This window comes from Mesorhizobium ciceri biovar biserrulae WSM1271 (assembly GCF_000185905.1).
Classification (GTDB): Bacteria; Pseudomonadota; Alphaproteobacteria; order Rhizobiales; family Rhizobiaceae; genus Mesorhizobium; species Mesorhizobium ciceri.
Window position 1 is genome coordinate 1,976,044 of record NC_014923.1, and the last position, 14,042, is coordinate 1,990,085.

The window sequence follows — 14,042 nt, forward strand, 5'->3', positions numbered from 1 at the left end:
CACAGATCATTGTCACAAACCAGCGAAAAGCGCCAACCAGCGATCAGTCGTCATTGGCCATGTGGTTAAGGACCGTCATCAGCCGGTCGCGGTCCGATGTCAGGCCCTTGTAGTCGAGCTGGGCGAGATCGAGTGCTTCGAGCTGGGCGGCGAAAGACACCGCGAGCTTCGCCCGATCAGAGTGCCTGGCCAGCACGGCGAGCGGGTCGAGATGGATGCGGATGGTGAACAGGATATCGCGTGAAACAGGCAGTTTGCGCAGGGTTTGCCGCTCGACGCGAATGAAGGCATGGGCGTCGATGTCGCCATCGGGAAAGCGCGACGGCCGGTTGGTGGCGCGGTCGATGCGCTGCAGGTCGGAGAGCGGATGGTAGAGCGCGTTGTCGGCCTGGATCGACCAGTTGTAGCGCTCGACGGCCTGCCCCTGGAGGCCATCGAACATCCGGTTGATGAGTTCCGCCGGACGCGTGCCCGGGCCGAAACCCGGCACCGGCGCGTGGATGTCCTGCAGCGGCTTGCCGAACTTTTCCAGGAGCGACCAGGAGGAGGGAAAGCAGAGCGAGCCGGCGACCAGCCGCCAGCCGCTGTCACTGCTGCGCATCAGGATCAGGTCTTCCTGGACGAGCAGTGAGGCTTTGGCCAGCGGCGCATCGGCGAGGGAAGCAGGCAGACGGTTCGCCGCGCCCGCCACCTCGACGCCTGATCCGCCGAGCCGATGGGTTTCGGGGAACCTCTCCGGGAGATGCGCAGCGAGCAAGTCGAGCACTTCCTGCTGGGCGTCCCGCGTGCCGTCCTCCTCGACGAAAACGCGCTCTGGGATTTCGGCATAGAGCCGGTGCTTTTCGGCGAGATACGGCAGCAGATGGCCGTCGACCTCGATCCAGGCCGCCGGGTCGAGCGGCTTCAGCCCGATGCTGAACAGTTTCGACGAGCCGTCATAGGGCGTGTGGGTGGGCAGCGTATGTTTTGGGGGTGTGTGAGTGGGCACGGACGTCATGTCTCAGGTCAGTCTTGCGGGGATCAGTCCGCGCAGCGAATTGCCGACGAACAGGGACTTGGCGGATTTCAGATCGTCCAAGCTGTAGATCGCTTCGCGGGCGCGGCCTTCATCCAGAAGCTGCGCGCGCAATACGCCAGGCAGAAGGCCGCAATCGAGCCGGGGCGTCGCCAGCACGCCGTCGCCGAGATCGGCAAAGACATTGGTGATCGTGCCTTCACAGATCTCGCCACGCTCGTTGGCCATAAGCACCTCGTCGGCCTGCGTGATGAGGTGTTCGGCACGGGCACGCGTGTAAAGCTGTCGCCGGCTGGTCTTGTGGCGCAGCAGCGTGTCGTTCGAATCGAGCCTCGTCCGCGCCAGCCGCAGCATCCAGACTTTGTCGGCGGCGAGCGGTTCATAAGGCTGCGCAGAGGCCGTCACCTCGCCATCGTGCGACAGGACGAGACGCGTGCGCGTGGCAACGCCGGAACCGCCGACCGCGCTGCTCAGCGCCTCGCCGACCGTGCCTGGATCACAGCGGAAGCCGAGTTCCGCCGCCGAGCCATAGAGGCGCGCAAGATGACGATCGAAGCGCAGGAAGCCCGAGCCGGGTTCCCAGCGCATGGTCTCGATCAACTGAAAGTCGGCGGTGTTCCCGTCGCGAAGCGCGCTTTCAGCAGACACTCCTGATACTCCTCCTGCGCCGTCGAATCGAAGACGACGCCGCCTCCGACATTGTAGACGGCCTCGCCGCCCGAAAAGAGCGAGATGGTGCGGATCGCCACGGAAAAGCGCATCGGGCCGCCGGGCGCGATCCAGCCTATGGCGCCGCAATAGGCATTGCGGGGCGTGCCTTCCAGGTCGCGCAGGATCTCCATGGCACGGATCTTAGGCGCGCCGGTGATCGAACCGCAAGGAAACAGCGCCGCAAAGATCTGGCGGATAGAGAGACCCGGCAGCAGTTTGGCCCTGACGTCGCTCACCATCTGATGCACGGTCGGGTAAGTCTCGATGCGGAACAGCGCCGGCACGTCCAGCGTGCCCACCTCGCTGATCAGCGAGATATCGTTGCGCAGGAGATCGACGATCATCCGGTTTTCGGCCTGGTTTTTCTCGTCATTGCGCAGGAAGATCTTCTGCCGTTCGTCCTCGGCTTTGGTGGCGCCGCGCGGCGCCGTTCCCTTCATCGGATGCGTCTCGATCATGCCCTCGGCGTCGATCTCGAAGAACAGTTCAGGCGAGCGCGACAGCACGATGGGTTCACCGAGCGCGATCAGCGCGCCATATTTCACCGGCTGACGTTCAGTCAACGCATCGAAGGCGGCCAGCGGCTCGCCTGACCATTGCGCGTGCACGGGAAAGGTCAGATTGCCCTGGTAGCAATCACCTTGCCGGATGTGCTGGTGCAGCCGCGAGAAGCGTTTTTCATAATCCTCGGGCGACCACGTCGCACGGGCGTCGAAGATCGGGCCATTGGTCGCCGCCGTATTGCGCGGCGGCACCGCCTCTTCGACCGGGGCATCGAAAACCCCAAGGCACACGAGTGGGGCGCGGCGTCCATTCGGCAGCAGGGGAACGAGCTTGGGTTCGAGCAAGTAGCCCGCCTCATACGAGAAATAGCCGGCAAGCCATTTGCCTGCATCATGCGCGGCTTGTGCTGCTTCCAGAGCCGGCCGGAAATCGCCTGCGTCGTGCGCCACGATGATATCGGCCGGCCGGTCGAAAACGAGCTGGCGCGCGCTTTTGTCATTGCGAAAAATTGCGGCGGGCAGGGACATGGGCACCGAATGCTGCGGTCAATGAAGCCATCAACCGCTCTATATGGGGTGCCGCCCGCGCGCAATCGAGGGAACGGCACGCTGCCTCTTAAAGCCGACCTTTGGGCCAACTCAGGAACCAAGAGCAAACGGCGACGCCGATATGGCGCCGCCGCTTGCAATCTTCAGGTCGTGCCTGGCGATCAGCTGTTGCTGGAGGTTCCGGCTGTTGGAAACTGCTTGGCGAATTCCTTCTCGTTGCCGGCGGCGAGCAGCTTGGCCTGCTCGATCCAGCGTTCGCGCGCGATGCGGCCATCGAAATTCATGACGTCTTCGATCCGTTTGATATCGGCCGCTGTCCAGGACGCGATCTGGGCGAAGCTGGTGACGCCTTGTGCCTTGAGCAGTTTCTCATTGACCGGACCGATACCGATCAGCCGACGCAGATTGTCGGGCTTTCCGGATGCTGAGCCGGATGCAGGCTTGGCTGTTGCAGGCTTGCTCGTTGCGGATTTGGCTGGAGCCGAGGTTTTGGTGGCGGCGGGTTTCGCCGCCGGCTTGGCAGGGACCGCCTTGGCAGGGACCGCTTTCGCAGCGGCCGGTTTGGCCGGCGCGGGCTTTGTGGATTTGGCCGTCGCGGGGGTCGACATCAGGGCCGCCGGCGCCTGGCTTGCCGGTTTTGCCGCGCTGCTTCCGGCGGCAGGTGCGGCCGACGCTTCGCGCAGCCGACGCTCAAGGTCGGCGCGGGTCTTGCCGCATGCATCGAGTTCGCCGGTCAGGCGGTCGCTGTCGGTGCGCAGCCTGTCGCGTTCGCTGCGTGTACGGTCGAGATCGCCGCGCAAGCTGTCGAGTTCACCGCGCAGGCGCCCCCAAAGGAACCAGCCGACCAATACGCCTATCAGGAACGCCAGGACCACGTAGAAAAAAGTGCCCATTGTCTCTCTCCAGTCAGATCCGTCTGCCGTGGGTCATGATCTTCGGCGAAGGACTACTCTTGGTGGTTCCGCGGTAAGCAGAACAGCCGGCTTCGGTTCGAGCTGTCGGCGATCGGCTTTGCTTGCCCATGGCCAACGGCCGTTGTCGCGTTCGCCTGAGCGCCACGGCCGGCTGAGATTTCTCCTCGCCGATCCGCATGCGCTCCGGCTGAGCTTGGAGCGAAGGCTATCATAGAGCTTGTGGAAAGCTATCGGAAAACTTCGGTGGAGAGTACTTCAAGAACAGATATTTAGGGCGATAGTAGAGCTGTCCCAACATGCATTCCGGCTAAACTGTTAGAGCGACGCCTGGGGGCGTATTTCAAGTGTCGAGCGCTTCCAGCTCGTCGATCAGGCCACCGATGACGCCAAGTCCGATCTGCCAGAAGGCGGGATCGGTGGCGTCGAGCCCGAAGGGCGCCAGAAGCTCGGAATGATGTTTGGTGCCGCCGGCGCGCAGCATTTCGAAATACTTGTCCTGAAAGCCGCGCTCGGCGTTCTGGTAGACCGCGTAGAGCGAGTTCACCAGGCAGTCGCCGAAAGCATAGGCATAGACATAAAAGGGCGAATGGATGAAGTGCGGGATGTAGGTCCAGAACACCTCATAGCCTTCGCGCAGCTTGATGGCGGGACCCAGACTTTCGGCCTGCACTTCGAGCCAGAACTGACCGAGCCTGTCGGAGGTCAGTTCGCCGTTCTTGCGTTCGGCATGCACCTTGCGCTCGAATTCATAGAAGGCGATCTGGCGCACGACCGTGTTGATCATGTCCTCGACCTTCTGGGCGAGCATGGCCTTGCGCTCACGCCGGTCGGTGGTCTGGTCGAGCAGCGAGCGGAAGGTCAGCATCTCGCCGAAGACCGATGCCGTCTCGGCCAGCGTCAGCGGCGTCGAGGCCATCAGCGCACCCTGGCCGCCGGCCAGCACCTGATGCACGCCATGGCCAAGCTCGTGCGCCAGCGTCATCACATCGCGCGGCTTGCCCATGTAGTTGAGCAGGACATAGGGATGCGCCGACGGTACGGTCGGATGCGCGAAGGCGCCAGGCGACTTGCCGGGCCGCACCGGCGCGTCGATCCAGTTCCGGTCGAAGAAGGTTCGCGCGATCTCGGCCATGTCGGGCGAAAAGCGCTGATAGGCGGACAGCACGGTGTTCCTGGCCTCGTCCCAGCCGATGATCGCCTGGGGCGTATCCGGCAACGGCGCGTTGCGGTCCCAATGGTTCATCACCTCCATGCCCAGCCAGCGTGCCTTCATCGCGTAGTAGCGGTGCGAGAGGCGCGGATAGGCATCGCGAACGGCGGAGGCCAAGGCGTCCACCACACTGCGCTCGACGCGGTTGGCCAGATGGCGTGAATCGGCGATGTCCTCGAAGCCACGCCAGCGGTCGGATATCTCCTTGTCCTTGGCCAGCGTGTTGGTGATCAGCGTGAAGGTGCGCAAGTTCTTGCGGAAGGTCGTGGCCAGCGCCTCGGACGCCCGGCGGCGCACCTCGCCGTCGGCGTCCTGCAGACGGTTCAGCGCCGGCTCCAACGTCAGTTCCTCGCCGTCGATGTGGAAGCGAAGGTCGGTCATCGTCTCGTCGAACAGGCGGTTCCAGGCGCCGCGTCCGGTGATCGACTTTTCGTGGAAGAGCTGCTCGACGCGGTCCTCGAGCTGGTAGGGCTTGTCCTTGCGCAGATCGAGCACCCATGGCCGATAGTGGCCGAAGGCGGGATCGACGGCGAGCGCGCCTTCGATCGACGCATCGTCGATCAGGTTGAGTTCGAGCGCGAAGAACAGAAGGTGCGCGCTGGCGTCGGTCATCTTCTCCTGGATGTCGCCATAGAGCTTGGCGCGCTGGGGATCCGCGGTGTTTCCGGCATAAACCAGTCCCGCATAGGAGACGATGCGGCCGATCAGTTCCTCCAGCGCCTCGTAGGCGACAAGCGCCTCGCCCAACCTGCCGGCGCCGCCGCGCTCGGCTTCGGCGGCCAGCGTACCCTTCCAGCGGCTCTCGAAACTGGTCGCATCGGTGGCGGCCTTGGCGATGTCGCGCTTCAGCTCCGGCGCGTCCATGCCGGCATAGAGGTCGGCAAGGTTCCATTCCGGCAAGTCGCCCAGCTCGGCCGCGCCTTGACCCGACGCCGGCGCCGCCAGCCGCCGTGCGGAAATCATGTGGCCAGAATCCCTATGCATTGCCGACACCTTCCGTGGCCAAGGTTCAAGGAGAAACGAGAAGCCGGTCAAATCCTAAGGAATTCATTCACCGGGTTTTTTGAAACCTTATTTAGAACCCTGTGCCAAGATGGTCCACAGGGCAGAATTCCTCGGGCGGGCAGTCACACCAGTCATGACAGGTTCCATACTCATAGTCGATGACGATCCGGTGCAACGCCGGCTGCTCGAAGCGGCGGTGACGCGGTTCGGCTACAGCGCAATCGTGGTCGACGGCGGCGCGGCCGCTCTCGACATCCTCGATGGACCCGGCGCCCGCGAGGTGTCGGTGGTCATCCTCGATCTGGTCATGCCCGGTCTCGACGGTATCGGCGTGCTGAAGGCGATGCGCGAGCGCGACATCAACGTGCCGGCGATCGTGCAAACCGCGCAGGGCGGAATCGAGACCGTGGTTTCGGCGATGCGTCATGGCGCCTTCGATTTCGTCGTCAAGCCGGCGTCTCCCGACAGGCTGCAGGCATCGATCGGCAATGCGCTCAAGGTCGAGGCCGTCGAGGGCGAGGTCAAGCGCACATCGCGCCGGCGCGGCGGCCTCCTGACCTTCAAGGACATGATCACGCACAGCCCGGCCATGGACAGGGTGATCCGTCTTGGCCAGAAAGCGGCGGCATCCAACATCCCGATCCTGATCGAGGGCGAGTCCGGCGTCGGCAAGGAACTGGTGGCGCGTGCCATCCAGGGCAGTGGCGACCGCCGCACGAAGCCCTTCGTCACCGTCAATTGCGGCGCCATTCCAGACAATCTGGTCGAATCGATCCTATTCGGTCACGAGAAGGGCTCGTTCACCGGGGCCACCGACAAGCACACCGGCAAGTTCGTCGAAGCGCATTCGGGCACGCTGTTTCTCGACGAGATCGGCGACCTGCCGCTCGACGTGCAGGTCAAGCTGTTGCGCGCGGTCCAGGACGGCGAGGTCGACCCGGTCGGTGGGCGCTCGACCGTCAGGGTCGACATCAGGCTGATTTCGGCGACGCACCGCAACCTCCTGCAGCAGGTCAAGGACGGCAAGTTCCGCGAGGATCTGTTCTACCGGCTGAACGTCTATCCGATCTTCGTGCCGCCGCTGCGCGACCGCCGCGACGACATCCCATATCTGGTCACCCATTTCATGGAGAAGGTCGCGCCGGCCGACCCGCACCGTCGCCTGCAAGGTATTTCGGCGGCAGCGCTCGCGGTGCTGCAGGCCTATGACTGGCCCGGAAACATCCGGCAGCTCGAAAACGCCGTCTTTCGCGCCTCGGTGCTTTGCGAAGGCGATATGTTAACCGCGGAGGACTTCCCGCAGATCCGGGCGCAAGTGGAAGGCACCGTCAACCTCGATATGGATGGCGACGCGCCGTCGCCGTCCTTGCCTTTGCAGGCGCGCGATGACGAAGCCTTGCCCGGCGAGGGCGGCCCGGCAATCGCGTTCGATCCGCCGGCAAGGCTGCAGCCTCGCTTCGGCACGTTGCGGGCGCTCGACGAGCGCGGCAATGTGCGGGCACTTGCCGATGTCGAACTCGAGATGATCAAGCTTGCCATCGATCACTACAACGGACAGATGAGCGAAGTCGCCCGCCGACTCGGCATCGGCCGCTCGACGCTCTATCGCAAGCTCAAGGAACACGGCATCGATCCGGAGACAGGCCGCGTCGATCGACTAGCCTCTTAAGGGCGATGCCGGGCTGAGCTTTGGCCCGGCTTCCGGCTTTGCCACAAGGCCGGCGCCAGCTTGCAATGCCACAACGGGCCTTGTATCGCCGTTTCGGCGGCATTGTGGCTGTCCCGTGGACAGCTCTGTTCACGCATTAAGGCTAACGGTAACAGATCGTGTTTGGGGCGAAGGCGAAAATCCGATCTAAACCAGCGGTTTACCAAGAAACCTTGTGAACAATTTTTGACGGGATATCGCCACGGTGTTACCGCATTTCGGCTTCAATAAGCGATGATTAACCATTAGGATCGATATTCGGGTGTGCTAATGCCACATCCGTTTGGACAAATCCGGGGACAAACGGCAGCCTGCAAGGCCTTTTGATTTGAACAGAATCGAACGACACACAAACAGGCGGCACCATCATTTGAGCGTCTGGCCGAAGTGGCTGGCAGTGTTGGTTGTCGCTTTTGGTTTTGTTGCCGCGGCTGCGAGCGGAGCCAGCGCCGAAACACGGTCGCTGAAGTTGTATCATCTCCACACCCACGAGAAGGCCGAGATCGTCTACAAGCGCAACGGCCGCTACGTTCCCGAGGGTCTCCGCAAGATCAACATCATTTTGCGCGACTGGCGTCGCAACGAGCCGACCAAGATGGATCCGCGCCTGCTGGATCTCGTCTGGGAGGCGTATCGGGAAGCAGGTGCCACGGACTACATCCAGGTCGTCTGCGGCTATCGCTCGCCGTCGACGAACTCGATGCTGCGCAGCCGCAGCAGGGGCGTGGCCGAGAAGAGCCAGCACATGCTCGGCAAGGCGATGGATTTCTATATTCCCGGCGTGCCGCTGAAGAAGCTGCGCAACATCGGCCTCAAGATGCAGGGCGGCGGCGTCGGCTACTATCCGTCATCCGGTTCGCCGTTCGTCCACATGGATGTCGGCAATGTGCGCCATTGGCCCGGTATCAGCCGCCAGGAACTGGTCTCCCTGTTCCCCAATGGCAAGACGCTGCATGTGCCGAGCGACGGCAGGCCGCTGCCCGGTTTTGAGCAGGCGCTCGCCTCCTACAAGGCGCGCAAGGGATCGGGCTCGCCGGCCATCGAGATGGCCAGTGCCGGCGGCAGCAGCAAGAAATCGGGTGGATTCCTGTCGGCTTTCTTCGGTGGCGGCGGCGACGACGAGGCCGACGACAGCGCCGATGTCGAGACCGCTTCGGCCGCCCCCCCGCCCAAGGCGAGAAACCTGAAGCCGGCAGCGGCGGCCAAGACCAGCAACCTCCCGGGCATCGCCATCGTGGCGCCGGAGAATGCGCGGCGCGCCGAGATTCCGCAGGTGACCGAACAGCAGGCTCCGGAGCCTGAACAGGACACGCCGGAGACGATCATCGCGGCATTGCCGGCCCGAAGCATTCCGCTGCCGGATTTCGCACCGCGGCCGAAAGCCGATGTCGGCGCGCAGCAGCCTGAGAATGTTCCCTTCGCGATGGCGGAGGCGACAGCCACCACCGAGCAGGCCGTGGCGACCGCGCATGCGCCGGCGAGCGTTCCTTTCGGCATGGCCGATGCAACGGCTTCGGCTGATGCGACCCAGGTCGCGGTCAACAACATACCGTTGCCGACATGGCGTCCCGACAATTCGCTGCCGGCCGCTCTGGCTGCGCCGCCCAGCAAGGATGTGCTGATGGCGCTGGCCGAGACGGCCGACCAAGGCAAGACCGCGACCGATGCGTTCTCGGTGCTGCCGACGGCACGGCCCGAGATGGCCAGGCCGGACGCGGTCAAGGCCGTGCTCGACGAGGCCAATGCCCAGGTCGGTGCGGCCGATTACCAGCTTGCTTCCTTGTCCGGGTCCGAGCCGCGTTCGGCGTTCAACGATCCGGGCACCAACGCCGCATCACCGCGCGATGCTGTCGTAGCCCGCCCAGTCGGTTCCGATCCGGCCGCCGCGATCGGCGCCGGCGTCAAGACGACCCGCAAGGAATCGAGAGCCACCGCCCGCGACCTGAAGCCAGGCCCCAAGGCCATGGTGGTTGCAGCCGCACCGCAGGCCGCCCGTTGGGCCTTGACCAGCGGCGAGCAGGTCGCCACTGTTTCAAGCGCGACGACGGCGCCGGGTTACGCCTACAGCATCGTGCACACGCCGCCGAGCGAGGTCTACACCGCTGGCTTCCAGCCGAGCAGCCAGGTGGCCGATGCCAATCGCTTCACCGGCAACGCCGTCAAGTTCATGTCGGTAGCCCGCTTCCAGACCAAATGACGGCAAATCAACCGACAAAGCCGCGCCGGGCAACCAGCGCGGCTTTTTGCTGCGTGGCCGGATCCGGTCGCGTGGCCCGCCGGCTTCCGATCACACCGGCCTGACATTGCCGTGATCGTGGAACGCCTTGGGCCGTCAGCGGTTTCTCCCCCGTTCGTTCAAACCGGGGATACCCATGAAGAAGATTCTACTGGCATCGGTCATCGCGTTGGCAACCGCTTCGGCGGCCATCGCCCCTACGCAGGCCGAAACCATTGTCGTCAAAACCCACGATCACATGCACATGAAGAAGCACTGCCGGACCAAGGTTGTCACGACCTGGAAGCATCATCATAGGGTGGTCAGGGAAGTCAGGGTCTGCAACTGATCCGGCCAAGGCAGGCCTGGAAAAAACATCCGGCGGAAACCCGGTCGACGCAAGTCGGCCGGGTTTTTCCATGCCGCCATGAAAGCCTTATTTTGTGAGCTTGCTCGCCGCGCGCGCCAAGGCTTCGATCTCGTCCCATTTGCCGGCCTTGACGAGGTCGTCGGGCGCCACCCAGGAACCGCCGACGCAGACCACGTTGGGCAGACTTAGATAGTCAGCCGCGTTCTTGGCCGAGATGCCGCCGGTCGGGCAGAATTTCACATCGGCGAGCGGCGAGGCGAAGGCCTTCAGCGAAGCGATGCCGCCCGACTGCTCGGCCGGGAAGAATTTCAGAAAGCGCAAGCCGGCTTCGCGCGCGGCCATGATCTCGCCGGGGGTGATCGCACCGGGCAGCAGCGGAACATCGCTGGCGGCGGCTGCCAACAGAAGCTCGCGGGTGATGCCGGGGCTGACGATGAAGCGCGAGCCCGCGGCGGCAGCCTCTTCGAACTGCCTGGCATCGAGAATGGTGCCGGCGCCGACGATGGCTTCCTCGACTTCACCAGCGACCCGCCGGATCGCTTCCAGCGCGTCGGCGGTCCTCAGCGTGATCTCGATCGCAGGCAGGCCGCCGCGCGCCAGAGCGCGGGCCAGCGGCACGGCATTGGCGACATCGGAGATCTTCAGCACCGGGATGACGGGCTGGCCGTTGAGGAGCGACAGAAGTTTTTCGGTCTTGCTGGGCATGTGTCTCTCCGTGGCGTGGGACAATTCAACCGATTAGCAGAAGGCCGTTTTCCTGTCCACGAAACCGGCCGTGTCGCGATGTCACGCGTCGCCCATACTCGCCAAGCCCAAGTTGACAAGGGTGGCTGCCGGCTCGATGGTGCCGACAGCTTTGGTCCCGGTGGCTTTTCAGGATAGGAATTTTTTCTTGACTCCCTGATCTCAGCTATGGTACAAATTCAGCCATGGTGCAGATTTGCGCCAGTGACCCGCCGAACAGGATGCCTGCTTTGCCTTGAATCGGCTTGCTCGAGCGTCTAGTGGCTTCGGCGATGACATCACTTCCACTCCTTCGCGTCGCCGCGCTCTACCGGTTTGCCCGGCTCGACGCTTTCGAAGAACTGCGCGCGCCGCTCGCCGCATTCTGCTGCGGGCGCGGCATAAAGGGCACGCTGCTGCTGGCGCATGAAGGCATCAACGGCACCGTCGCCGGCAGCGAGACGGCAATTGCCGAACTGATCGCGTATCTCGAAGCCATCGAAGGGCTTGCCGGACTCGAGGTCAAGTACAGCGCGGCCGCGGACATGCCGTTCCATCGCATGAAGGTGCGGCTGAAGCGCGAGATCGTCACCATGGGTGTCGATGACATCGATCCTTCGAAAAGTGCCGGCACCTACGTCGCGCCGGCCGACTGGAACGCTCTGATTTCGCAGCCCGGCACTGTCATCATCGACACGCGCAACGCCTATGAGGTGTCGATCGGCACGTTCAAGGGTGCGATCGACCCAGCCACCGCAAGTTTTCGCGAGTTCCCGGCCTGGGTGGAAACGCACCGGGCGGAGCTCGAAGGCCGCAAGGTGGCGATGTTCTGCACCGGCGGCATACGGTGCGAAAAGGCGACCGCCTATGTCAAATCGCTCGGCTTCGAGGATGTCTTCCATCTCAAGGGCGGTATCCTCAAATACCTCGAAGAGGTTCCGGCCGAACAGAGCCTCTGGCAAGGCGAGTGCTTCGTCTTCGACGAGCGGGTTTCGGTGTCGCACGGCCTTGCCGAGGGCGACGCGGAACTGTGCCGCGCCTGCCGCCACCCGCTAACGCCGGGCGAGCTGACGTCGCCCAAATTCGCTGCCGGTATTTCGTGCCCGCATTGCTTCGATGCGCGTTCGGACGAGGACCGCCAGCGTTATGCCGAGCGCCAGCGCCAGGTCGAGCTTGCGCAGGCGCGGGGCAGGGGGCCGCATATCGGCTCCTGATCCAGCATCGTGCTGCTGCAAAGCTGCTGCCTGTCATTGCAATGTCAAGTTTCGGGACCTACGTCTTCGACGTTCGAAACCCGCCCGTTGGCCGGGCAAATCCTGGAGGCACTGAATGTTCGATCCCAAGAAGCTTCTCGACGATCTGCTCGGCTCGCAAATCCCCGGCACCAGCGGCACTGTTCGCGACAAGGCGGGGCAGGCCGTGCAGATGGCCAAGGACAATCCGCTGGCCGCCGGTGCGCTGGCCGCGGTGCTGCTCGGAACCGGTACTGGCCGCAACGTGACGGGCGCCGCGGTGAAGCTTGGCGGACTGGCCGCAATCGGCGGCCTCGCCTACAAGGCCTACCAGAATTACAAGGCCGGCAACGCGCCCGCAGAAGCACCGGCGGCCGGCCAACCGGAATTGCTGCCGCCGCCCAAGGATACCCCCTTCCACCCGTCGCAGGCGCCGCAAGGCGAGGACGAATTCACGCTGACCCTGGTGCGGGCGATGATCTCGGCGGCGAAAGCCGATGGCCATATCGACGATGAAGAGCGCCAGAAGATCGCCGGCAAGCTCAGCCTGGCCGGCATAGGCTCCGATGCCGAAAAGTTCCTGATGGCGGAGCTGGCAAGCCCGCTCGACCTCGACACGCTGGTGGCCGGCGCCAAGACCGATGCGCAGAAGCTCGAACTCTACACGGCGTCGCGCCTGACCATCGATCCCGACACACGCGCCGAGCGCGGTTATCTCGATCTGCTCGCCGGTCGGCTCGGCCTGCCGGACGCGCTGGTCGACCATGTCGAGGCGACGGTTTCGGCGGCCAAGGTGCCGGCCAAGGCCGGGACGTCACCCAATCCGCGCTGGTAGGCCAAAACGGAACAGGGGGCACTTTCCGGGTTAACCGCTCATTAACCCAGCAAGCGCATCATTCAACACAGTCGGATCGGCTTTTCCTCCTCCCAAGCCCGGTTCAGATCAGGGGCGGTCGCCAATGGCCGCCCTTTTTGTCGGTCCGGCCGGATGGACACGCTTGCCATCGCCGCCGTCATTTGCGATGCCTTCCTTTTCGAGCCAACCCCCCAAAATCAGTCGAGCAAGCGCAGCGCTGCCGGAGGACAATAGCCATGACCGAGCAAAGAACCGCCATCGTCACCGGGGCCGGCACGGGCATCGGCAAGAGCGTCGCCACGGCGCTGCTCAAGGCCGGCTGGAACACGGTGTTCTGCGGACGCCGCAAATCCGTGCTGGATGCAGCCGTGGCTGAGGCCGGGTCCACCGGCGCCAAGGCCCTGGCGGTTGCCTGCGATATCAGCAAGGCAGGCGAGGTCGACGATCTGTTCGAGACCGTGGCGGCGGCCTTCGGCCGTGTCGACCTGCTCTTCAACAATGCCGGCATGGGCTACAAATCGACGCCGATCGACGAGATACCGGTCGAAGTGTGGAACGATATCGTCGGCGTCAACCTCACCGGTTCGTTCCTGTGCGCCCGTGCCGCCTTTGGCGCCATGCGCAAGCAGAAGCCGATGGGTGGCCGCATCATCAACAACGGTTCGGTGTCGGCCTATGCGCCGCGCCCAGGCTCGGTGCCCTACACGGCGACCAAGCATGCCATCACCGGACTGACCAAGACGCTGGCGCTCGACGGCCGGCCCTATGACATCGCCTGCGGCCAGATCGACATCGGCAATGCGCTGACCGACATGGCGCAGCCGATGACGGTCGGTGTGCCGCAGGCCAATGGCTCGATCGCAGCCGAAGCGGTGATGGATGTTCAGCGCGTCGCCGACGCCGTCGTCCACATGGCCAGCCTGCCGCTCGACGCCAACGTGCTGTTCATGACCGTGATGGCGACCAAGATGCCGTTTGTCGGGCGTGGGTGAGCAGCCCGGTTCGCGTAAGCGAATTCATCGTGCCAGTGG

12 protein-coding genes are annotated in these 14,042 nt (G+C 63.9%); 6 read left to right on the forward strand and 6 right to left on the reverse strand.

Annotated features, from left to right (window positions below; all coding sequences use genetic code 11):
- Positions 1 to 43 precede the first annotated feature (43 nt).
- The 5 genes from MESCI_RS09505 to MESCI_RS09525 form a co-directional block, all read right to left on the reverse strand.
- Positions 44 to 997 carry a heme-dependent oxidative N-demethylase family protein gene (locus MESCI_RS09505; RefSeq protein WP_013529732.1) on the reverse strand — a complete coding sequence of 318 codons (954 nt, stop codon included), beginning with the start codon at positions 995 to 997 and terminating at the stop codon, positions 44 to 46.
- Positions 998 to 1,000: 3 nt separating this feature from the next.
- Entirely contained in the window at positions 1,001 to 1,663 is a 663-nt protein-coding gene (locus tag MESCI_RS09510; RefSeq protein WP_013529733.1) for an aminotransferase class IV family protein, read from the reverse strand.
- The gene (locus tag MESCI_RS09515; RefSeq protein ID WP_013529734.1) at positions 1,612 to 2,757 is read right to left on the reverse strand and encodes an aminodeoxychorismate synthase component I; all 1,146 of its coding nucleotides are present in this window, start codon (positions 2,755 to 2,757) and stop codon (positions 1,612 to 1,614) included. Before MESCI_RS09515 ends, MESCI_RS09510 begins: the two co-directional genes overlap by 52 nt.
- Positions 2,758 to 2,939: 182 nt before the next feature.
- The gene (locus MESCI_RS09520) at positions 2,940 to 3,671 is read right to left on the reverse strand and encodes an NADH dehydrogenase (RefSeq protein WP_013529735.1); all 732 of its coding nucleotides are present in this window, start codon (positions 3,669 to 3,671) and stop codon (positions 2,940 to 2,942) included.
- A gap of 361 nt (positions 3,672 to 4,032) precedes the next feature.
- Complete coding sequence (locus tag MESCI_RS09525; RefSeq protein WP_013529736.1) at positions 4,033 to 5,865, reverse strand: M3 family oligoendopeptidase; 1,833 nt, start codon at positions 5,863 to 5,865, stop codon at positions 4,033 to 4,035.
- 175 nt (positions 5,866 to 6,040) lie between these two features.
- Here MESCI_RS09525 and MESCI_RS09530 point away from each other — a divergent pair, with 175 nt between their 5' ends.
- From MESCI_RS09530 to MESCI_RS09540, 3 genes are all read left to right on the forward strand, one after another.
- Positions 6,041 to 7,576 carry a sigma-54-dependent transcriptional regulator gene (locus tag MESCI_RS09530; protein WP_013529737.1) on the forward strand — a complete coding sequence of 512 codons (1,536 nt, stop codon included), beginning with the start codon at positions 6,041 to 6,043 and terminating at the stop codon, positions 7,574 to 7,576.
- Between the two features lie 409 nt (positions 7,577 to 7,985).
- Positions 7,986 to 9,812: a peptidoglycan L,D-endopeptidase MepK gene (gene mepK, locus MESCI_RS09535; protein WP_013529738.1), complete on the forward strand. Its 1,827-nt coding sequence runs from the start codon at positions 7,986 to 7,988 to the stop codon at positions 9,810 to 9,812.
- A gap of 175 nt (positions 9,813 to 9,987) precedes the next feature.
- Positions 9,988 to 10,179 (forward strand): hypothetical protein, encoded by a 192-nt coding sequence (locus MESCI_RS09540; protein ID WP_013529739.1) that lies wholly within the window; start codon positions 9,988 to 9,990, stop codon positions 10,177 to 10,179.
- An 87-nt stretch (positions 10,180 to 10,266) separates the two neighbouring features.
- Here MESCI_RS09540 and MESCI_RS09545 read toward each other — a convergent pair whose 3' ends face one another.
- Positions 10,267 to 10,905 (reverse strand): 2-dehydro-3-deoxy-phosphogluconate aldolase, encoded by a 639-nt coding sequence (locus MESCI_RS09545; protein WP_013529740.1) that lies wholly within the window; start codon positions 10,903 to 10,905, stop codon positions 10,267 to 10,269.
- 311 nt (positions 10,906 to 11,216) lie between these two features.
- On the opposite strand from MESCI_RS09545, the gene trhO reads away from it, so the two are divergent.
- From trhO to MESCI_RS09560, 3 genes are all read left to right on the forward strand, one after another.
- On the forward strand, positions 11,217 to 12,137 hold the full coding sequence (trhO, locus tag MESCI_RS09550) for an oxygen-dependent tRNA uridine(34) hydroxylase TrhO (protein WP_013529741.1): 921 nt from the start codon (positions 11,217 to 11,219) through the stop codon (positions 12,135 to 12,137).
- Between the two features lie 115 nt (positions 12,138 to 12,252).
- Positions 12,253 to 12,990: a tellurite resistance TerB family protein gene (locus MESCI_RS09555; RefSeq protein WP_013529742.1), complete on the forward strand. Its 738-nt coding sequence runs from the start codon at positions 12,253 to 12,255 to the stop codon at positions 12,988 to 12,990.
- Positions 12,991 to 13,247: 257 nt separating this feature from the next.
- The gene (locus MESCI_RS09560) at positions 13,248 to 14,003 is read left to right on the forward strand and encodes an SDR family oxidoreductase (RefSeq protein WP_013529743.1); all 756 of its coding nucleotides are present in this window, start codon (positions 13,248 to 13,250) and stop codon (positions 14,001 to 14,003) included.
- Positions 14,004 to 14,042 lie beyond the last annotated feature (39 nt).